This is a genomic window from Pseudomonas sp. B21-056 (assembly GCF_026016325.1).
In the GTDB taxonomy this organism is placed as follows: Bacteria; Pseudomonadota; Gammaproteobacteria; order Pseudomonadales; family Pseudomonadaceae; genus Aquipseudomonas.
This window is the reverse complement of record NZ_CP087203.1, coordinates 5,450,238-5,469,396: the sequence shown is the minus strand read 5'-3', so window position 1 is coordinate 5,469,396 and position 19,159 is coordinate 5,450,238. Positions and strand designations below refer to the sequence as shown.

Below are 19,159 nucleotides of genomic sequence, written 5' to 3'. Positions count from 1 at the left end.
GCCCGCAGCCGGTTTTACCTGACAGAGGAAGACTTATGTTCGGTTTGGAGGCGCTCGATCTCGCCCGGATCCAGTTCGCATTCACGATCTCGTTCCACATCCTGTTCCCGGCCATCACCATCGGCCTGGCGAGTTACCTGGCGGTGCTCGAAGGCTTGTGGCTCAAGACCCGCGATGATACGTACCGCGATCTGTACCACTTCTGGTCGAAGATATTCGCCGTCAACTTCGGCATGGGGGTGGTCTCCGGATTGGTCATGGCTTATCAGTTCGGTACCAACTGGAGCCGATTCTCGGACTTCGCCGGTGCGGTGACCGGGCCACTGCTGACCTACGAAGTGCTCACGGCGTTTTTCCTCGAAGCGGGTTTCCTCGGCGTGATGCTATTCGGCTGGAATCGCGTCGGCCGTGGGCTGCACTTCTTTTCCACGGTGATGGTGGCGATCGGCACGCTGATCTCGACATTCTGGATCCTGTCTTCCAACAGCTGGATGCAAACACCCCAAGGCTACGAAATCATCGACGGTCGGGTGATACCGGTGGACTGGCTGGCGGTGGTGTTCAACCCTTCGTTCCCCTATCGCCTGCTGCACATGTCGACGGCGGCGTTTGTTGCCACGGCGTTCTTCGTCGGCTCGTCGGCGGCCTGGCATCTGCTGCGCGGGCGCGACAACCCGGCGATCCGGCGCATGCTGTCGATGGCGATGTGGATGGCCTTGGTAGTGGCACCGATACAAGCGGTCATTGGCGACTTCCACGGCCTCAACACCCTCAAGCACCAGCCGGCGAAGATCGCGGCCATTGAAGGCCACTGGGAAAATGTCGGCAACGAGCCCACGCCGCTGATCCTGTTCGGCCTGCCGGACATGAAGGCGGAGAAGACCCGCTTCGCCGTAGAGATTCCTTACCTGGGCAGCCTGATCCTGACCCACAGCCTGGACAAGCAGGTCCCGGCCCTCAAGGAATTCCCGCCTGAGGACCGACCGAATTCAACCATCGTGTTCTGGTCGTTCCGGGTCATGGTGGGCCTGGGGCTGTTGATGATTTTCACCGGCCTGTGCAGCCTCTGGCTGCGGCGCAACGACCGGCTCTATCAATCGCGGCCGTTCCTCCACCTGGTGCTGTGGATGGGCCCGTCCGGCCTGGTCGCGATCCTGGCCGGCTGGTTCACCACCGAGATCGGTCGCCAGCCGTGGGTGGTCTACGGCCTGATGCGTACGGCCGATGCTTCGTCCGGGCACAGCTTCGCCCAGATGAGCATCACCCTGGTGTTGTTCGTCGTGGTCTATTTCGCGCTGTTCGGTGCCGGCTTGAGTTACATGATGCGCCTGGTGCGCAAGGGGCCGGTGGCCCACGAGGCCGAGCCGACCGATGGCGGCCCGGGCCAGAAACGTACCCCGGCCCGGCCGTTGTCGGCCGCCAACGAGGGCGACGAAGAGATGGACCACAACGACCGCTCGAACAAGGGGAATTGAGTCATGGGTATTGATCTTCCGCTGATCTGGGCCGTGGTGATCATCTTCGGCATCATGATGTACGTGATCATGGACGGTTTCGACCTGGGAATCGGCATTCTCTTCCCCTTCATCAAGGGCGAGCGCGACCGCGACGTGATGATGAACACCGTGGCGCCGGTCTGGGACGGTAACGAAACCTGGCTGGTGCTGGGCGGCGCCGGTTTGTTCGGGGCGTTTCCATTGGCCTATTCGGTGGTGCTGTCGGCGCTGTACCTGCCGTTGATCCTGATGCTCATCGGGCTGATCTTTCGCGGTGTCGCCTTCGAATTCCGCTTCAAGGCCAAGGCCGAGAAGCGGCATCTGTGGGACAAGGCGTTCATCGGCGGATCGTTGACGGCCACCTTCTTCCAGGGCGTGGCGCTGGGCGCGTTCATCGACGGGTTCCCGGTGGTCAATCGGCAGTTCGCCGGCGGCTCCCTGGACTGGTTCACGCCGTTCACGATGTTCTGCGGCCTGGCCTTGATCGCGGCCTATGCCTTGCTCGGGTGTACCTGGTTGATCATGAAGACCGAGGGCAAATTGCAGGAGCAGATGCATGACCTGGCCCGACCGCTGGCGTTCGTGGTGCTGGCGGTGATCGGCATCGTCAGTATCTGGACACCGCTGGCCCACGCCGATATCGCTGCGCGCTGGTTCACCCTGCCGAACCTGTTCTGGTTCCTGCCGGTGCCGATCCTGGTACTGGTGACCATGTACGGGTTGTTCCGCGCGGTCGCCCGCAACGCACACTACACGCCATTCATCCTGACCCTGGTGCTGATATTCCTCGGCTACAGCGGTCTGGGCATCAGCCTGTGGCCGAACATCATTCCGCCTTCCATCTCGATCTGGGACGCCGCCTCACCGCCCCAGAGCCAGGGGTTCATGCTGGTGGGCACGTTGTTCATCATTCCGTTGATCCTGGTGTACACCTTTTGGAGCTACTACGTATTCCGGGGCAAGGTGACCCATGATGACGGCTACCATTGATCGACTGCGGGGTGTTTTGAGATGGCCAGGCCGGATTTGAAAGACATCGAAGCCGCCGAACGCAAGCCGCTCTGGCAGCGTCTCGGTTGGCTGGCGGGGATTTGGGCAGGTAGTGTGCTGGCGCTGTTCATCGTCGCCAGCCTGATGCGGATGTTCATGAATGCTGCGGGGTTGACGACTCATTGAGGAAGTAGTCGTGTGCGCAATGATGTTATTGGTTGGGTGTTTGGACTGAACTCAACCCTGCTTGAACGCCTGAATCAGAGTTGCGGTGGAAAGCAGCAGCCGCAGTGGGCTGTTTGTGGATGGTACAAAACCAAGCTTGTTCCGGTAGTAATCGGCGGCATCCAGATCTTTCGCGTCGACGACAATAAACGCCACACCTGACTGCTTGGAAACCGCGTACACGTGTCGGAAGAAATCAGACATCAGCCGCTGGCCAAGCCCCTTTTTTCTCATACCCTTGTCAACAGCCAGGCGACTCAGCAGCACCGCTGGCATAGGATACCGAGGCACCTTCTTTCTTTGTTCTTCGTTGAGCTCACTGAGGGCTACAGAGGTATTCGCCAAGCTATAGTAGCCTCGCAATACTCTGTCTTCGACGTACATGAGTGTGCGTGAGATATTGCGCTTTTCGTCTTGCCCAGCATGTTGGGCAATGTATGTGTTTAAAGCGGGATGTACTTCGCAGTCAAACGCAGAGCGATCAATCGACCTGTCGAAGTCGATGGTGATGAAATCCATTGAAAGCCCTTATCGCAAGGTAAGCAGGTTGCGAAGTGCCTCAGTGGGCTCTGGAGGGTTGTCGAGTAGTTGATATGCCGTATTGGCATCAAGCAGGGTCATCCCCTCGACGTCAAAGTCAAGAGCCTTTTCTTCATGCGCAACAGAGCGGACGGCCAGTGCCGCAACTACCCTCTTGAGCTCTGCAAGCTCGCGCTCAACGTCTGACAAGTGGAGCGCACGCGCTGAACGCCCCTTGGGTATCCCATGCCCTAGTATTCGACCTGCGAGGCTTTGTGTTGCATGCCGCTCAACCACGGCATCAGCATTTGACAAGAAAGCCGTCACCCTACCGTCCTTGTCTCGGATGGTAATTGACGTTTTTTTGCCCGCTGCGAGCCGCGTCGTTTTCCGTTGAGCTGGTTTGTTCACGCTGTGCCCCTCTAAATATGCTCTGGACTCTAGCATATTTCCCTTGAGGCTTAATTCCTTGCCCTCAAACAACAATGGCAAATTATTTCCGAGCCTTGAGAACCACGAACTTCGGCGTGGCGGCCACCTGCTCGACGCTGCGGAACAGCCGCGCCAGTTTGCTGTGATAGCCCAGGTGCCGGTTGCCGACGATGTACAGCGCGCCGCCGACCACCAGCGCTTCACGGGCCTGCTGGAACATCCGCCAGGCCAGGAAATCGCCCACCACCTGCTGTTGATGGAACGGTGGATTGCACAGCACCACGTCCAGGGACTGCGCCTGTTGTCCGGCCAGACCGTCGCCGGCCCGTACGGTTACCTCGCGCTCGCCCAGGGCGGCTCGCCAGTTCTCGGTGGCCGATTGCACGGCCATGAAGGATTCGTCGACCAGTGTGTAGCGAGCGTCGGGGTTGCGCAGGGCGCTGGCTATGGCCAGCACGCCGTTGCCGCAACCCAGGTCCGCGACCTGGGCCGTCCCCAGGTTGGCGGGCAGATGCGGCAGGAAAGCCCGGGTGCCGATGTCCAGGCCCTCGCGGCAAAACACATTGGCGTGGTTGAGCAGTTCAATCTTCGGTTCATCCAGCGAATAGCGAGTGGGGTAGGGCGACACGTGGATTGCCGGTGTGACGGTTTGCGGCGTGGCGATCAACAGGCGAGCCTTCTTCACCGCCAGCGAGGCCTGCACCGGGCCGACGTAACGCTCCAGCAGGTCGCCGGCTGCCCGGGGCAGATGTTTGATCATCGCGCCGGCAACCACTTGGGCGCCGGGGGCCAGTTGGCCTTGCAGGCGAATCAGTTGTTCTTCCAGCAGGGCCAGGGTTTTCGGCACTTTGATCAGGACCTGGTCGAAGGGCCCGGTCAACGGTTCGCTGGCCGGCAATATCGGCACCGCATCGAAGGGACGCCCGTTGCGGACCAGATTCTTCTGCAACGCTTGCAAGGCCAGGAACGAGTCGCTGCTGCTGATCACTTCAACCTGCCCGGCCAGGCTGGCGGCGAGGGCGCCGAAGCCGTCATTGAGCACCAGGACCCGCGTACTTGCAGTCGGTTGCTGTTCGGCCAGGTGGGCGAGCAGGTATTCGTCGGCTGCATCGAACGCTTGCAGCGGTTCGTTTGGCTGTTCGGGTTGGCGGATCAGATCGAGTTGGGCGAAAGGGCTGGCAAGCAACGGCATGGTTGGGACTCTGGCAATCGACGAATGTCCCGCTGCCCTGGGGCAGGTGTTTCAGCGGGGCCGCCTGAATGAACTGCGTCGGGTGCTGAGGGCGACATCATTCAAGTGGGGCCGTGATGGTACGTTTTTTTCTTGCGCATTACCCGAGGGTTTTCAACATCGACAAGGCTGGTCCGTATCAGATCACATGGATGTGAGCCGCCTTGGCCACGGCTGAAATCTTGTTGCTGACATTCAGCTTTCGCATGCAACTGCAAACATGGAAGTTCACCGTACGCTCGGAAAGACACAGAATCCTGCCCACCTCCGATGCGGTCTTTCCTTCGGCAGACCATCTCAGCACTTCGATCTCCCTCGGCGACAGATGGCATTTCTGCGTGGTTGCAGTGGTGTCGGCCATTTTCTTGCTTGCCAGGGCATGCAGTCTTTGACTGGCGAAGATGGCATAGCCGAGATTCCCATAATGTTCCTCGATATCGATGGGGCAGTGAGTCCTAGCGAGGCTGAAGAGACTGCAATAACCCCCATTATCGTCATGCACGGCTTGTGTCCAGCCATATCTGAGACCTTGTCGATTCAGTTCGAGCCATAACTTGGGCGCCTGGGCAAAAAGACTTTCATCCCAAAGAATGGGAAGAGGCGATTGATTGCAGTGTGCTACTACTGGGTCATTGGAGGCATAACCGTTCTGTTCGTACAGCCTGTCCCACCCATAGGGGTAGTTATTCAGGTTCACCTTGCTGGTATGTTTATCCGGACTGCCGAGATAAGCCGTAAATGCGCAAAACTCAAATCCTTGATTATTAAAGAAATTCAGGACCAGGCGATAGGCAGTCTGCAGGTCTTTTTCGCAAGATAACTTCCTCAACTGTAAGTCCTTCCACTTGTCCATCACCTTCTCCTGGATTGACGTTCAACTGCGTGGATCCAATCTGTGGTGCGAAGCACAGTGTAGGACTTTTCCTACGTTGTAGTTAGAATTTTTAATTTTACTTATACCAGGCGGTATTTACGAAAATAGGTCGTGGAGTTGTTTTCTGTTACAGGTTTTTTATATTTGTATAGCTTTGGTAGATGTTCTAAATGGGTAGTGGTGCAGCTGTAATTAAAGTGCCATTACTCATTGTCGGTGGTTAAGGTGCTGACTTTGCGGGACACTGTGATCCTCGTCCCCTTGGAGTGGCTCATGACCGACAACGCAGAGAAGTTCACCCGTCAAACCCTGCTGGACGTGCAGCCATTGACCTCCCATTTGTTTACTTTGCGTATCTCCCGGGATCGTGGCTTTCGTTTCCGGGCAGGCCAGTTCGCCCGGTTGGGGGTGGTCAAGGCGGACGGTAATACCGTCTGGCGGGCCTATTCCATGGTGTCCTCACCGTTCGACGAGTTTCTCGAATTTTTCTCCATTGTCGTTCCGGATGGCGAGTTCACCAGTGAACTCAGTCGCTTGAACCCGGGTGACAGCCTGTTGGTGGATCGCCAGGCGTTTGGTTATCTGACGCTGGACCGCTTCGCTGACGGACGGGATTTATGGCTGCTGGCCACCGGGACGGGTGTGGCGCCGTTTCTTTCGATTCTCCAGGATTTCGAGGTATGGGAAAGGTTTGAGCGGATCATCCTCGTTTACAGCGTCCGCGAGGCCGAGGAGCTGGCGTATCAGGACCTGATCGAAGGGCTGGGCCGACGCGACTACTTGGCCGAGCACGCCCATAAGTTTCGTTTCATCGCGACCGTGACCCGGGAGCAGCATCCTGGCGCGCTGAACGGACGCATCACGGCGCTGATCGAAAACGGCGAGCTGGAGCGTGAGGCCGGGGTCACGCTGACACCGGAGCATTCGCGGGTCATGTTGTGTGGTAATCCGCAGATGATCGATGACACGCGCAAGCTGCTCAAGGCCAGGGGGCTGCAACTGAGCCTTTCCCGGCGGCCGGGCCAGGTGGCGGTGGAAAACTATTGGTAGGCCAACCCATGAACCAAGGCCTGTGGCGAGGGCGCTTGCTCCCGCTGGGCTGCGCAGCAGCCCCAATCAGGGCCGCTTGATGCACAGATTCAGTCGCAACGAAACCATTCCGGTAAAGACCGCTCAGGACCTCTCGTTCTGGGCCTTGAGCAAATCGCGAATCTCGCCCAGTAGCAGTTCTTCCTTGCTCGGAACCGGTGGCGCACTCGGGGCGACGGCTTCTTCGCGCTTGAGACGGTTGATCGCCTTGACGCCCATGAAGATGGCGAACGCGACGATGATGAAATCAATGGTGCTCTGGATGAATTTGCCGTAGGCCAGCACCACCGCCGGGGCGTCACCTTGGGCAGCCTTGAGGGTGATGGCCAGGTCACTGAAGTCCACCCCGCCAATCAGCAGGCCAATGGGAGGCATGACGACGTCGCCAACGAATGACGAAACAATTTTGCCGAAAGCGGCCCCGATGATGATCCCGACGGCCATGTCGACGACATTGCCTTTGACCGCGAAGGCCTTGAACTCGCTTAGCACGCCCATGAGTTGTTCCTTGTGACAGATGAGTTTGAATGGCAGTGTAATTCAGCCAGATGGGTCCCGCTCGACACGTCTACTTACAAAGCTCCCAACTATCGACCCGGCGCCCTTCTAAAAGTTTACAAAGTGCCATCAATCGCGCGCGATACGCGGTTTCATGCGGTTTCCCCACAACGTTTTTTCTATCAGTGCGGTATGGCATTTCTATTTAGGTTTTGCTTTTTCGAGCACTAGCCTCTGAAAAGCGCACACGGATGCGCTCTATAACATCAGAGGAAATTCTATGAACACTTCCCTTGGCGGCGGGACTTTTCCCCAACGTCGTGCTCTTTTTGTGCTGACCGCTGGCCTGCTGTCCTTTTCCGTCAACGCTGCCACCCTGACCCGCGACAACGGGGCGGCCGTCGGCGACAACCAGAACTCGCAAACCGCCGGCCCCAACGGGCCGACCTTGTTGCAAGACGTGCAACTGATCCAGAAACTCCAGCGTTTCGACCGTGAGCGTATCCCCGAGCGTGTGGTGCATGCCCGTGGCACCGGCGCCCATGGCACCTTCACGGTGTCCAATGACCTCAGTGACCTAACCAAGGCAAAAGTCTTCGCGGCAGGGCAGGCCACTCCTGTGTTCGTGCGTTTTTCTGCCGTGGTGCACGGCAATCATTCGCCGGAAACCCTGCGTGATCCCCGTGGCTTTGCCACCAAGTTCTACACGGCTGACGGTAACTGGGACCTGGTGGGGAACAACTTCCCGACCTTTTTCATTCGCGATGCCATCAAGTTTCCGGACATGGTCCATGCGTTCAAACCCGATCCACGGACCAATCTGGACGATGACTCACGTCGTTTCGACTTCTTCTCCCATGTACCAGAAGCAACTCGGACACTGACCGAGCTGTACTCCAACTCCGGTACGCCGGCCAGTTATCGTGAAATGGACGGTAATGGTGTGCATGCCTACAAGTTGGTGAACGCCAAGGGTGAAGTTCACTACGTCAAGTTTCATTGGAAAAGTTTGCAGGGTCTGAAAAATCTCGATCCGAAAGAAGTAGTGAAGGTTCAAGGTCAGGATTACAGCCATATGACCAACGATCTGGTGAGTCATATCAACAAGGGCGACTTTCCGAAGTGGGACTTGTATGTCCAGGTCCTGAACCCGCAGGACTTGGCCAAGTTCGATTTCGACCCGCTGGATGCAACCAAGATCTGGCCGGGCGTGCCTGAGCGCAAAGTCGGGCAAATGGTCTTGAACCGCAATCCGGCGAATGTCTTCCAGGAAACCGAACAGGTGGCGATGGCACCGGCCAATCTGGTTCCGGGCATCGAGCCTTCGGAAGACCGTCTGTTGCAGGGGCGGGTGTTTTCCTATGCCGATACGCAAATGTACCGGATAGGCGCCAATGCCCTGCAATTGCCGATCAACGCCCCCAAGGTGGCGGTGAACACCGGTAACCAGGACGGTGCGATGAATCCGGGGAGCACCAGCACCGGCGTGAACTACCAGCCGAGCCGCCTGATGCCCCGCGAGGAGCTGCAATCGGCACGCTACAGCCAGACCGCGCTGAGCGGCAGCACCCAGCAGGCGAAGATTCAGCGTGAGCAGAACTTCAAGCAGGCCGGCGACCTGTACCGCTCGTTCAACCAGAAGGAACGCAATGACCTGATCGAAAGCTTCGGCGGGTCGCTGGCAACCACCGATGACGAGAGCAAGCACATCATCCTGTCGTTCCTCTACAAGGCCGATCCGGAATACGGCACCGGCGTGGCCCGTGTCGCCAAGGGTGACCTGTCCCGGGTCAAGGCGCTCGCGGAAAAACTGACCGACTGATCCATAGGCCTGGCAGATACATGCCCTGTGGGAGCAAGGCTTGCTCCCACAGTCTTGTGTCAAAAGGAGACACCATGATGCGTTATTTCCTGTGTTCGCTGCTCGCGACCTGGTCACTGGCCGCCTTGGCCGATCAGCCTCTGCCGACCGACCCGGCAGCCGTGCAAGAAGAGTTGCAGACCTATTATTTCGACGCCGCCCGTCGGGGTGACGTGTCCATGCTCGATGCCTTCATCGATGCGCATTATTCGCTCAATACCCAGGATGAGAAGGGCTACACCGCCCTGATCCTGGCGGCCTATCACGGCCACGGCCCTGCGGTGGAGCGGCTGTTGGCCGCGGGGGCCGATGCCTGTGTCCAGGACAAGCACGGCAACACGGCGCTGATGGGCGCCATTTTCAAGGGCGAAGTGCAGATCGCGCGGCGTCTGTTATCCACCGATTGCAGCCCCGACCAGCGCAACGGCGCCGGGCAGACCGCGGCGATGTACGCCGGTTTGTTCAAGCGTACGGAGCTGCTCGATGCCTTGAAGGCCAAGGGCGCTGACCTGCAGGCCGAGGACCCGTTGGGCAATACGGCGACGGATCTGGCGCGAGGTGAAATCAGAATGCCGGCCCCGCGCTGATGCCCGCCTGAGCTATCATCGCGATTTTTCCCCGGAGTTCAGATGGCCAAGGCAAAGCGCATGTACGGCTGCACCGAGTGCGGCTCGACCTTTCCCAAATGGGCCGGCCAGTGCGGTGAGTGCGGCGCCTGGAACACGTTGACCGAAACCATGGTGGAAAGCGGCGGTGCCGCGGCGCCCACCGGCCGCACCGGGTGGGCCGGCCAGCAGGCGCAGATCAAGACCCTGGCCGAAGTCAGCGTCGAGGAAATCCCCCGGTTTTCCACCGCGTCCGGTGAACTGGACCGTGTGTTGGGTGGCGGTCTGGTGGACGGCTCGGTGGTCTTGATCGGCGGCGACCCGGGCATCGGCAAATCCACCATCCTGCTGCAAACCTTGTGCAACATTGCCACGCGCATGCCGGCGCTGTACGTCACGGGCGAAGAGTCACAGCAGCAAGTCGCCATGCGCGCCCGCCGCCTGGGACTGCCCCAGGATCAGTTGCGGGTGATGACCGAGACCTGCATCGAAACCATCATCGCCACGGCCCGCCAGGAAAAACCCAAGGTGATGGTGATCGACTCGATCCAGACGATTTTCACCGAGCAGTTGCAATCGGCGCCGGGCGGTGTGTCCCAGGTGCGCGAAAGCGCGGCGTTGCTGGTGCGTTACGCCAAGCAGAGCGGCACGGCGATCTTCCTGGTGGGCCACGTCACCAAGGAGGGCTCGCTGGCGGGGCCACGGGTGCTGGAGCACATGGTCGATACCGTGCTGTATTTCGAGGGCGAGTCCGATGGCCGCCTGCGTTTGTTGCGGGCGGTGAAGAATCGCTTTGGCGCCGTGAACGAGCTGGGTGTGTTCGGCATGACCGACAGGGGGTTGAAAGAAGTCTCCAACCCTTCGGCGATCTTTCTGACGCGTGCCCAGGAAGAAGTACCGGGCAGTGTGGTCATGGCTACGTGGGAAGGGACTCGACCGATGTTGGTGGAGGTGCAGGCGCTGGTGGATGACAGTCACCTGGCGAACCCGCGCCGGGTCACCCTGGGGCTGGATCAGAACCGACTCGCCATGTTGTTGGCCGTGCTGCATCGACACGGTGGTATTCCGACCCACGACCAGGACGTTTTCCTCAACGTGGTGGGCGGTGTGAAAGTGCTGGAAACCGCGTCCGACCTGGCGTTGATGGCGGCGGTCATGTCCAGCCTGCGCAACCGGCCGCTGCCCCATGATCTGCTGGTGTTCGGTGAAGTCGGCCTGTCGGGCGAAGTCCGGCCGGTGCCCAGTGGGCAGGAGCGACTGAAAGAAGCGGCCAAACATGGTTTCAAACGTGCCATCGTGCCCAAGGGCAACGCGCCGAAGGAGGCGCCGCAGGGGTTGCAGATCATTGCCGTGACGCGATTGGAGCAGGCGTTGGATGCGTTGTTCGAATAGTGCGGCGGCTCCCTTGTGGCGAGGGGATTTATCTGTGGCGAGGGGATTTATCCCCGCTGGGCTGCGCAGCAGCCCTGAACCTGCCCCCGGTAAGTCAGATTAATCGAGTCGCTTCTTTTGGGGCTGCTACGCAGCCCAGCGGGGATAAATCCCCTCGCCACAATGAACCGCAACAGCCTAAAAAGAACAGCATGGCCTACCATCCAGGGGCCATGTGTCAGATCTGAATCAACGCCGCCAATTCCCGATCCAGCTCATCGGGGTCGGCGAGATTCAGCTCCACCAGCCGGCGCAGGTGCGCGATGGAGTCCAGGTCGATATGTTCGCAGGCAAACCCCAGGTGGCCGTTGTCGTCGTGGGCGAGCCGAACCTCCATTTTCACCTCGACGTCCTTGCCCAGGTGGATATCGGCTTGGAAAGGCTTCTCAGGATCGCCGAGCCATGGCTCGGGCTTCTCGATCAGCAGGCCTTTCAGGGACAGGTCCAGCAGCTTTACCGGCCAGATGTACTCGCCCTGGCTCAGTTCGGTCCTGGCATGAAACTCGATTCGTACGAAGCGGCGGCGTTCGCTCATTACCCAATCCCTCTGAAGATTCACTGACTATAGACCCAACTGGAGCGTCATCGTCACCGATCGACCGCTGACAGACGAATGTCGGGTATGGCCTTTGCTGTCGTTAGCGCTAAACTCCGGTAGCGGTCTTTCTTGTCCACCCCTGGCTGGAATATAAAAATGACAAACAATAATAGCCTGCTGCGCCATATACCCTGGCTCCTGCTGGCCGTTGTAGGAGCATGCGCCCTGGGCGTAGTGGCCTTGCGCCGCGGCGAACCCATCAACGCCCTCTGGATCGTCGTCGCAGCCGTGGCCATCTACCTGGTCGCCTACCGCTACTACAGCCTCTTCATCGCCAACAACGTGATGCAACTCGATGCGCGCCGGGCCACCCCCGCCGTGCTCAACAACGATGGCCTGGACTTCGTCCCGACCAACAAGCACATCCTCTTCGGTCACCACTTCGCCGCCATTGCCGGCGCGGGGCCGCTGGTCGGGCCGGTTTTGGCGGCGCAGATGGGCTACCTGCCCGGCACGCTCTGGCTGATTGCCGGCGTGGTGCTGGCCGGGGCCGTGCAGGACTTCATGATCCTGTTCCTGTCCACCCGCCGTAACGGCCGTTCCCTGGGCGACATGGTCCGCGAGGAAATGGGCCGTATTCCCGGCACCATCGCGCTGTTCGGCTGCTTCCTGATCATGATCATCATCCTCGCGGTGCTGGCGCTGATCGTGGTCAAGGCCCTGGCCGAGAGCCCGTGGGGGATCTTCACGGTGATGGCGACCATCCCGATCGCGATGTTCATGGGCATCTACATGCGCTACATCCGCCCGGGCCGCATCGGTGAAATCTCGCTGATCGGCGTGCTGTTGCTGCTGGGTTCGATCTGGCTGGGCGGGCAGATTGCCGCCGATCCGGTCTGGGCCAAGGCCTTCAGCTTCACCGGGATCCAGATCACCTGGATGCTGATCGGCTACGGTTTCGTCGCGGCGGTGCTGCCGGTGTGGCTGATTCTGGCCCCGCGGGACTACCTGTCGACCTTCCTCAAGATTGGCACCATCGTGGCCCTGGCGATCGGCATCCTGATCACCATGCCCGAGCTGAAAATGCCGGCGCTGACCCAGTTCACCAACGGCATGGGCCCGGTGTGGAAGGGCGGGCTGTTCCCGTTCCTGTTCATCACCATCGCCTGCGGCGCGGTCTCGGGTTTCCACGCGCTGATCTCCTCGGGCACCACGCCCAAGCTGCTGGATAACGAAACCAACGCCCGCTACATCGGCTACGGCGGCATGCTGATGGAGTCCTTCGTGGCGATCATGGCGATGGTTGCCGCGTCGGTGATCGAGCCGGGCGTGTACTTCGCCATGAACAGCCCGGCGGCGGTGGTCGGCGGTGACGTCGTGGCCGTGGCCCAGACCATCAGCGGCTGGGGCTTTGCCATCACCCCCGATGCGCTGCAGGCGGTCGCCCGGGACATCGGCGAAACCACCGTCCTGGCCCGTGCCGGCGGTGCACCGACCCTGGCGGTCGGTATCGCGCAGATCCTGCACTCGGTGCTGCCGGGTGAGAACACCATGGCGTTCTGGTACCACTTCGCGATCCTGTTCGAAGCGCTGTTCATCCTCACCGCGGTGGACGCCGGCACCCGTGCCGGGCGCTTCATGCTGCAGGACCTGCTGGGCTCGTTCGTGCCATCGCTCAAGCGCACCGAATCCTGGACCGCCAACCTGATCGCCACCGCCGGTTGCGTGGCGCTGTGGGGCTACCTGCTGTACCAGGGCGTGATCGATCCGCTGGGCGGCATCAACACCTTGTGGCCGCTGTTCGGCATCTCCAACCAGATGCTGGCCGGTATCGCCCTGATGCTCGCCACCGTGGTGCTGATCAAGATGAAGCGCCAGCGCTACATCTGGGTCACGCTGCTGCCGGCGGCCTGGCTGCTGATCTGCACCACCACGGCGGGCCTGATCAAGCTGTTCGACGCCAACCCGGCGATCGGCTTCCTGGCCCTGGCGCGCAAATACAACGAGGCCCTGGCGGCCGGCCAGGTCCTGGCCCCGGCCAAGAGCATCGAGCAGATGCAGCACGTGGTGTTCAACGCCTACACCAATGCGACGCTGACGGCGCTGTTCCTGTTCGTGGTGCTGAGCATCCTGTTCTACGCGCTCAAGGTCGGCGTCGCCGCCTGGGGCACGAAAGAGCGCACGGATAAAGAAGCGCCATTCCAGGCCCTGCCGGACGCCTGAAACGAGGATTGCAACGATGTTCAATGACTTGAGTCGCCTCGGTAAATACCTCGGTCAGGCCGCCCGCCTGATGGTCGGCATGCCCGACTACGACACCTACGTCGAGCACATGCAAACCAAACACCCGGACAAACCGCTGATGGACTACGAGGCGTTCTTCCGCGAACGCCAGGAGGCCCGTTACGGTGGCAAGGGTGGGCCGAAGTGCTGTTGAAGGCCTTGTAATACCCCCTGTGGGAGCGAGCTTGCTCGCGAAGGCGCCGGGTCAGTCGATGAGATGTCGACAGACCCACCGCTATCGCGAGCAGGCTCGCTCCCACAGTGTTATTTGGCGGGCTTGGGATGTGTGTCTGCCACCCACAAAAATCTGCATCAAGGAGATTCTGTTTGTCCGCTCCCATTCCCGTGACGATCCTCAGCGGCTTCCTCGGTGCCGGCAAGACCACGTTGCTGCGGCACCTGCTCAAGGCCGAGCACGGCCTGAAAATAGCCGTGATCGAAAATGAATTCAGCGACGCGGGCATCGACACACAACTGCTGGGCGACGAGCCGGTGCAGGTCATGACCCTGGCCAACGGCTGCGTGTGCTGCACCATTCACACCGACCTGACCAAGGCCCTGTACCTGCTGCTCGAGCGGCTGGACAGCGGTGAGATCGCCTTCGATCGCCTGGTGATCGAGTGCACCGGGCTGGCCGATCCGGCCCCGGTGGCCCAGACGTTTTTCATCGATGAGGAGCTGCGCGAGCGCTACATTCTCGACGGCATCCTGACCCTGGTGGACGCCGCCCACGCCGAGGTCCACCTGACCCAGGCCATCGCCCAGGCCCAGGTCGGGTTTGCCGACCGCCTGCTGCTGAGCAAGACCGACCTGGTGGACACGGCCCATGTCGAGGCGCTGGGTGAGCGCTTGACCCGCATCAACCGGCGGGCGCCTATCAGGATCGTGGAGCACGGCCAGATCGATCTGGCCGAACTGCTCGATATCCGCGGCTTCAACCTCAATGCGGACCTGGGCGCGGGGTTCAGCTTGCGCCCGGTCGCCAAGGCCGCCACGGCCGACCGCATCAGCAGCCTTGTACTGCGCACCGATAAACCGCTGGATATCGACAGACTCAGCGAGTTCATGAACCAGTTGCTGGAAGAGCATGGCAAACAGTTGCTGCGCTACAAGGGCGTGCTGAACATCGCCGGCGAACCCCGGCGCTTGGTGTTCCAGGGCGTGCTCAAGTTGTACGGCTTCGATTGGGACACCGAATGGGCTCCCGATGAGGCCCGGGAAAGCGTGATTGTGTTCATTGCCGACGAGCTGCCCGAGGAGAAGATCCGCGCGGGTTTCGAGGCCGCTTCAGTTTGACGTCGCCGTGCCTGCGACCATCAACAGCCTTTGCTCAAGATGGTCCAGGTGCTCATCCATCAGGCGCACGGCTTCATCTCTATTGCCGTTTTCCACGGCGTCCACGATCGCCAGATGTTCCTGCCAGGCGCAATGCCGGCGGGACTTGATCTCGTGCCGGGCCAGGGCCAGCGAGGTCAAGGGCACCAGGCTGCCGAGAAACTGCGCCAACGGCGCGTTGCCGGCCATGGCGGCGAGGTGCAGGTGAAACTCGCCGGAAAGGCGTATCGCCGGGCCGCGCTCGCCGCGTTCCAGGCACTGCTGCTCCCGTGCCACCAACTCCCGTAGATGCTGCAGGTCCTTCGGTTGCGGTGCCTTGCAGGCCAGCCGCACCAGCGTCTGTTCGGTCAGCCGGCGGGCATGCAGGATCTGCCGGGTCTGCTCCAGGTCCGGGGCCGCGACTTGTGGCCGGTGATTGGGCCGCAGGATCACCACTTGCTGGTGGGACAGGCGCGCCAGTACCCGACGAATGATGCTGCGGCTGACGCCGAACACATCCCCGAGGCCTTCCTCGGTGAAACGGCTGGCGGGAGCAATGCGCTGTTCGAGGATGGCGTCGAAGATCCGCGGATAGATATCGTCCACCGACGGCTTGCCGACTGCGCCCGGCAGCGGCAGGGCGGCCAGCACATTGCGTTGATGTTGATGGGACATGACGTTGTTCATGGCGGTCTCCGCAAGGTATGGCTCAGGTACCGAGGTTGTCGTCCGGAATATTCAGTTCGATGCCCATGCGCTGGCCTTCCCTGAGAATGTGCCGGCGCATTTCGGCGCTGGCCTGGGCGCTGTTCTTGCCACGAATGGCGCGTACCACGGCTTCGTTCTCTTCCAGTCGTTCGGCCAGGTGCTCGGGAGAATTGCGCAACACATCGGCACTTTGCTTGAGGGCATTGCTGGTCTGCTGCACCACACTGTGAAAGATCGGGTTGGACGTCAGGGCAAACAGTTCCTCGTGGAACGCGATGTAGGCGCTGGCGCAGGCATCGTTGTCGTTGGCTTCCAGGGCTTCGCGCATGTCCATGAGGGTCAGGCGCAACTGTCCGACTTCCTTGCTGCTGATGGACTGGGCGACCAGGCCGACGATGAAGGGTTCCAGGGTGTAGCGCAGTTGCAGTACGTCCTCCAGACTCGCACCGGCCACCGCGCTGCCTTCATGGATATCGCTGGCGCTGGCCTCCAGCACCACCACGCCTTTGCCGGGCATCGAGCGCACGAGCCCGAGGGTTTCCAGCACGATGACCGCTTCGCGCAGGCTTGGCCGGCTGATGCCCAGCTGTTCGGCCAACTCCCGTTGGCCCGGCAGCATGTCGCCCGAACGCCACTGGCCCCGGGCCAGGGCCGCGCGTAGTTTCTCTACCACGGAGTTGACGACGGTTGATGAACTGATCACTTTGGAGCTCCTTCAAAAATCAATCAGGCGCTGCCGGCCCGCTGGCCGGCAGCGCGGTCTTTCAGAATTGCTGCTGATGGGCGCTGCCCACCGGTTTTCTCGGTTGGAAGGTATAGCCCTGTTGGCCGGACAGTACCTTGCGCGCACGAGGCACATCGATATCTTTTTCCCAGCGGCCGATTGCCACGGTGGCCACGCAGTTGCCGATCAGGTTGGTCAGGGCGCGACCGATGCCCATGAACCAGTCGACCGCCAGCACCAGCACCAGGCCGACCACCGGAATCGCCGGGATCGCCGTCAGCGTGGCGGCCAGGATCACCAAGGCCGAGCCGGGAATCCCATGGGCACCCTTGGAGGTGATCAGCGACACCAGCAGGATGGTCAGCAGGTCAGTCAGGGCCAGGGGCGTACCAGTGGCGTTGGCAATGAAGACGATGGCCAGGGTCAGGTAGATCGAGAAGCCGTCCAGATTGAACGAGTAGCCGGTCGGGATGACCAGCCCCACGGTGGAGCTGCCGATCCCGAGGTGCTCGAGCTTGCGCATGACCTGTGGCAGCACGGCGTCGGAAGAAGCGGTGCCGAGCACGATGAGCAGTTCTTCACGCAGGTACTTGAGGAACGGCAACATCGGCAGGCCCGACGCCCGCATCACCAGGCCCAGGACCAGGGCAACGAAAGCAATGCAGGTCAGGTAGAACAGACCGACGAGGCTGCCCAGGTGTTGCAGCGAGTCCAGGCCATACTTGCTGGTGGTGAAGGCAATGGCACCGAAGACACCGATGGGGGCCAGGCGCACGATCATGCCCATGATGCGGAAGATCACGTGGCTGAGTTCGTTGATCAACCGGGAGATGCCGGAGGCGGCGTCGCCCACCAGGTTCAGCGCGCTGCCGAACAGCACCGAGAACAGCAGCACTTGCAGGATGTTGTTATCCGCGAAGGCACCGAGCACCGAAGTCGGGATCAGGTTCATCAGGAACTGCGTGGTGGTCACCATGTGCTGGCCGCGCTGGGCGATATCACCCATGTCGGCACTGGAAAACTGCTCCAGATGGATGTTCGCACCACTGCCGATACCGGTGCTGAAGGCCAGCACGAGGCCGATCACCAGGGCGATGGTGGTCAGCACTTCAAAGTAGATGACGGACTTGAGGCCGATGCGCCCGACCTTCTTGAGATCGCCGGCGCCGGAAATACCACTGACCACCACGCAGAATACGATCAGGCCGATGAGCATTTTGATCAGTTTGATAAAGCCGTCGCCCAGGGGTTTGAGCTGTGCGGAGTATTCGGGAAGGGTAAGCCCGCAGACGATGCCGAGCACCAATCCGAGGACAACTTGAAGGAAGATCGAACGCGAGCACCATTTGAGCATGGGAGGGATTCCTGGTCGGTGTCCTTGTTCGCCAGGGTCGAGAGCTGGCGTCGGGACTTCATTATTGTGGTCTTACCGGTTTGTCCAGTGCAGGCGCAGTCTAGGCGAGCTTTTCAGGAATTCGCAAGGCGATTCTTGATATTTGGCTTGACCGGTCTTACCAGTAGGGATGGAACCCTTGTTCTTGAGCCTTTCTTGCCCCGAAAAAAATTGCAGCGCCTGTGGCGAGGGATAAGCCCTCACCACAACGGCGCGCAGATCCATGCTGGTTGAAGGTGCTCGAGCACTTCTGTTCAAAGGATGCTGAATAGAAAGGTCAACTTTGAGCGTTCATCCGTTTCCGCCAGATAAACAAAAGGCGAACCACGGGTCCGTAAGCCACCTACATATTTATTGTTCTTCGTTCTGAGCGACAGCGGGGCGTGTTTGGCGGTTATGTTCTCCAGCGTAATCGCTCTGTTCTTGTGATCAACTAATGTGAAGACGGAGGGGGTACCCGTTTTTTTGGCGCCTAATACTTCAAGCCAGCTTTTGCCGATGAAGTTATCGTAGTGTTCGCCTTGGTTTTTTATCGACAGGATGTAGCCATCGTCCGTGTGACGAAAGTGCAACTTCAGTGGCTGCGGCAGGCCTTCTTTGGCTTTGGTCTGCATGCCCAGCAAGCTGGAATGATCATAGGTGTGTGCCTTGCCGCTGAAAAAGCCGCCGCTGAAAGCCGTAATGGTCGCCAGTGCCGGTTTCCCATGCAGCGTTCCAAGCAAATTGATGTTTTTGTCGGGCAGGCTGATCGCAGCGGTAAAAGAGAGTTTACTGTCCATGTAGTGATTGCATCCTTTATTGGGCGTTATTGATTGCCGTGAATGATGAAATCGATGCTAGGGGGTTTCCGGTTTTTTGTGTGGAGGGGTGTGTTTCAAAGATTGAAGTGTGTACTGGCTGGATCTTGTATTTTGATGCACAAACAAAAAGGCCCACATCTTTCGATGT

Annotated in this window: 20 protein-coding genes; 10 read left to right on the top strand and 10 right to left on the bottom strand. The window is 60.0% G+C overall.

Going from position 1 to position 19,159, the window contains the following annotated elements:
- Nucleotides 1-35: 35 nt before the first annotated feature.
- Genes LOY67_RS23820 through LOY67_RS23810 form a run of 3 tightly spaced genes read left to right on the top strand, consistent with a single transcriptional unit; the run spans nt 36 to nt 2,672 of the window.
- Nucleotides 36-1,475 carry a cytochrome ubiquinol oxidase subunit I gene (locus tag LOY67_RS23820; protein WP_265064705.1) on the top strand — a complete coding sequence of 480 codons (1,440 nt, stop codon included), beginning with the start codon at nt 36-38 and terminating at the stop codon, nt 1,473-1,475.
- Nucleotides 1,476-1,478: 3 nt separating this feature from the next.
- A complete protein-coding gene (gene cydB / locus LOY67_RS23815) occupies nt 1,479-2,486 on the top strand; it encodes a cytochrome d ubiquinol oxidase subunit II (RefSeq protein ID WP_265064704.1) in 1,008 nt (335 codons plus the stop codon).
- Nucleotides 2,487-2,507: 21 nt separating this feature from the next.
- Nucleotides 2,508-2,672: a DUF2474 domain-containing protein gene (locus LOY67_RS23810; protein WP_265064703.1), complete on the top strand. Its 165-nt coding sequence runs from the start codon at nt 2,508-2,510 to the stop codon at nt 2,670-2,672.
- A gap of 51 nt (nt 2,673-2,723) precedes the next feature.
- Here the strand turns inward: LOY67_RS23810 and LOY67_RS23805 are convergent, their stop codons facing one another.
- The 4 genes from LOY67_RS23805 to LOY67_RS23790 form a co-directional block, all read right to left on the bottom strand.
- The gene (locus tag LOY67_RS23805; RefSeq protein WP_265064702.1) at nt 2,724-3,230 is read right to left on the bottom strand and encodes a GNAT family N-acetyltransferase; all 507 of its coding nucleotides are present in this window, start codon (nt 3,228-3,230) and stop codon (nt 2,724-2,726) included.
- Nucleotides 3,231-3,239: 9 nt separating this feature from the next.
- Nucleotides 3,240-3,641, bottom strand: coding sequence for a hypothetical protein (locus LOY67_RS23800; RefSeq protein ID WP_265064701.1), 402 nt, complete (start codon nt 3,639-3,641; stop codon nt 3,240-3,242).
- Nucleotides 3,642-3,723: 82 nt separating this feature from the next.
- Nucleotides 3,724-4,854, bottom strand: coding sequence for a methyltransferase (locus tag LOY67_RS23795; RefSeq protein WP_265064700.1), 1,131 nt, complete (start codon nt 4,852-4,854; stop codon nt 3,724-3,726).
- Between the two features lie 178 nt (nt 4,855-5,032).
- Complete coding sequence (locus LOY67_RS23790) at nt 5,033-5,746, bottom strand: autoinducer binding domain-containing protein (protein WP_265064699.1); 714 nt, start codon at nt 5,744-5,746, stop codon at nt 5,033-5,035.
- Nucleotides 5,747-6,040: 294 nt separating this feature from the next.
- On the opposite strand from LOY67_RS23790, the gene LOY67_RS23785 reads away from it, so the two are divergent.
- On the top strand, nt 6,041-6,817 hold the full coding sequence (locus LOY67_RS23785) for a ferredoxin--NADP reductase (RefSeq protein WP_265064698.1): 777 nt from the start codon (nt 6,041-6,043) through the stop codon (nt 6,815-6,817).
- A gap of 123 nt (nt 6,818-6,940) precedes the next feature.
- Here LOY67_RS23785 and mscL read toward each other — a convergent pair whose 3' ends face one another.
- Nucleotides 6,941-7,354, bottom strand: a complete 414-nt coding sequence (mscL, locus tag LOY67_RS23780; protein ID WP_265064697.1) for a large-conductance mechanosensitive channel protein MscL — start codon at nt 7,352-7,354, stop codon at nt 6,941-6,943.
- 280 nt (nt 7,355-7,634) lie between these two features.
- Here mscL and katB point away from each other — a divergent pair, with 280 nt between their 5' ends.
- From katB to radA, 3 genes are all read left to right on the top strand, one after another.
- Complete coding sequence (gene katB, locus LOY67_RS23775; RefSeq protein WP_265064696.1) at nt 7,635-9,176, top strand: catalase KatB; 1,542 nt, start codon at nt 7,635-7,637, stop codon at nt 9,174-9,176.
- Between the two features lie 77 nt (nt 9,177-9,253).
- A complete protein-coding gene (locus LOY67_RS23770; RefSeq protein ID WP_265067819.1) occupies nt 9,254-9,802 on the top strand; it encodes an ankyrin repeat domain-containing protein in 549 nt (182 codons plus the stop codon).
- A gap of 42 nt (nt 9,803-9,844) precedes the next feature.
- Nucleotides 9,845-11,212: a DNA repair protein RadA gene (gene radA, locus LOY67_RS23765; protein WP_265064695.1), complete on the top strand. Its 1,368-nt coding sequence runs from the start codon at nt 9,845-9,847 to the stop codon at nt 11,210-11,212.
- A 217-nt stretch (nt 11,213-11,429) separates the two neighbouring features.
- On the opposite strand, the gene LOY67_RS23760 is transcribed toward radA, so the two are convergent.
- A complete protein-coding gene (locus tag LOY67_RS23760; RefSeq protein WP_265064694.1) occupies nt 11,430-11,786 on the bottom strand; it encodes a PilZ domain-containing protein in 357 nt (118 codons plus the stop codon).
- 159 nt (nt 11,787-11,945) lie between these two features.
- On the opposite strand from LOY67_RS23760, the gene LOY67_RS23755 reads away from it, so the two are divergent.
- From LOY67_RS23755 to yjiA, 3 genes are all read left to right on the top strand, one after another.
- Nucleotides 11,946-14,012 carry a carbon starvation CstA family protein gene (locus LOY67_RS23755; protein WP_265064693.1) on the top strand — a complete coding sequence of 689 codons (2,067 nt, stop codon included), beginning with the start codon at nt 11,946-11,948 and terminating at the stop codon, nt 14,010-14,012.
- A 16-nt stretch (nt 14,013-14,028) separates the two neighbouring features.
- The gene (locus LOY67_RS23750; protein ID WP_265064692.1) at nt 14,029-14,226 is read left to right on the top strand and encodes a YbdD/YjiX family protein; all 198 of its coding nucleotides are present in this window, start codon (nt 14,029-14,031) and stop codon (nt 14,224-14,226) included.
- Between the two features lie 173 nt (nt 14,227-14,399).
- Entirely contained in the window at nt 14,400-15,368 is a 969-nt protein-coding gene (gene yjiA, locus LOY67_RS23745; RefSeq protein ID WP_265064691.1) for a GTPase, read from the top strand.
- Here yjiA and LOY67_RS23740 read toward each other — a convergent pair.
- The 4 genes from LOY67_RS23740 to LOY67_RS23725 all read right to left on the bottom strand — a co-directional run bounded on the left by LOY67_RS23740 (nt 15,360) and on the right by LOY67_RS23725 (nt 18,990).
- On the bottom strand, nt 15,360-16,073 hold the full coding sequence (locus tag LOY67_RS23740; RefSeq protein WP_265064690.1) for a GntR family transcriptional regulator: 714 nt from the start codon (nt 16,071-16,073) through the stop codon (nt 15,360-15,362). The two genes, yjiA and LOY67_RS23740, sit on opposite strands and share 9 nt — an antisense overlap.
- A 22-nt stretch (nt 16,074-16,095) precedes the next feature.
- Entirely contained in the window at nt 16,096-16,797 is a 702-nt protein-coding gene (locus LOY67_RS23735; RefSeq protein ID WP_265064689.1) for a FadR/GntR family transcriptional regulator, read from the bottom strand.
- A 61-nt stretch (nt 16,798-16,858) separates the two neighbouring features.
- On the bottom strand, nt 16,859-18,172 hold the full coding sequence (locus tag LOY67_RS23730) for a C4-dicarboxylate transporter DctA (protein ID WP_265064688.1): 1,314 nt from the start codon (nt 18,170-18,172) through the stop codon (nt 16,859-16,861).
- A 293-nt stretch (nt 18,173-18,465) separates the two neighbouring features.
- A complete protein-coding gene (locus LOY67_RS23725) occupies nt 18,466-18,990 on the bottom strand; it encodes a hypothetical protein (RefSeq protein ID WP_265064687.1) in 525 nt (174 codons plus the stop codon).
- Between the last annotated feature and the right edge of the window lie 169 nt (nt 18,991-19,159).

Coding starts and splice junctions, on each gene's coding strand:
- LOY67_RS23820 (WP_265064705.1), top strand. CDS start 36: ATGTTCGGTTTGGAGGCGCTCGATCTCGCCCGGATCCAGTTCGCATTC.
- cydB (WP_265064704.1), top strand. CDS start 1,479: ATGGGTATTGATCTTCCGCTGATCTGGGCCGTGGTGATCATCTTCGGC.
- LOY67_RS23810 (WP_265064703.1), top strand. CDS start 2,508: ATGGCCAGGCCGGATTTGAAAGACATCGAAGCCGCCGAACGCAAGCCG.
- LOY67_RS23805 (WP_265064702.1), bottom strand. CDS start 3,230: ATGGATTTCATCACCATCGACTTCGACAGGTCGATTGATCGCTCTGCG.
- LOY67_RS23795 (WP_265064700.1), bottom strand. CDS start 4,854: ATGCCGTTGCTTGCCAGCCCTTTCGCCCAACTCGATCTGATCCGCCAA.
- LOY67_RS23790 (WP_265064699.1), bottom strand. CDS start 5,746: ATGGACAAGTGGAAGGACTTACAGTTGAGGAAGTTATCTTGCGAAAAA.
- LOY67_RS23785 (WP_265064698.1), top strand. CDS start 6,041: ATGACCGACAACGCAGAGAAGTTCACCCGTCAAACCCTGCTGGACGTG.
- mscL (WP_265064697.1), bottom strand. CDS start 7,354: ATGGGCGTGCTAAGCGAGTTCAAGGCCTTCGCGGTCAAAGGCAATGTC.
- katB (WP_265064696.1), top strand. CDS start 7,635: ATGAACACTTCCCTTGGCGGCGGGACTTTTCCCCAACGTCGTGCTCTT.
- LOY67_RS23770 (WP_265067819.1), top strand. CDS start 9,254: ATGCGTTATTTCCTGTGTTCGCTGCTCGCGACCTGGTCACTGGCCGCC.
- radA (WP_265064695.1), top strand. CDS start 9,845: ATGGCCAAGGCAAAGCGCATGTACGGCTGCACCGAGTGCGGCTCGACC.
- LOY67_RS23760 (WP_265064694.1), bottom strand. CDS start 11,786: ATGAGCGAACGCCGCCGCTTCGTACGAATCGAGTTTCATGCCAGGACC.
- LOY67_RS23755 (WP_265064693.1), top strand. CDS start 11,946: ATGACAAACAATAATAGCCTGCTGCGCCATATACCCTGGCTCCTGCTG.
- LOY67_RS23750 (WP_265064692.1), top strand. CDS start 14,029: ATGTTCAATGACTTGAGTCGCCTCGGTAAATACCTCGGTCAGGCCGCC.
- LOY67_RS23740 (WP_265064690.1), bottom strand. CDS start 16,073: ATGAACAACGTCATGTCCCATCAACATCAACGCAATGTGCTGGCCGCC.
- LOY67_RS23730 (WP_265064688.1), bottom strand. CDS start 18,172: ATGCTCAAATGGTGCTCGCGTTCGATCTTCCTTCAAGTTGTCCTCGGA.
- LOY67_RS23725 (WP_265064687.1), bottom strand. CDS start 18,990: ATGGACAGTAAACTCTCTTTTACCGCTGCGATCAGCCTGCCCGACAAA.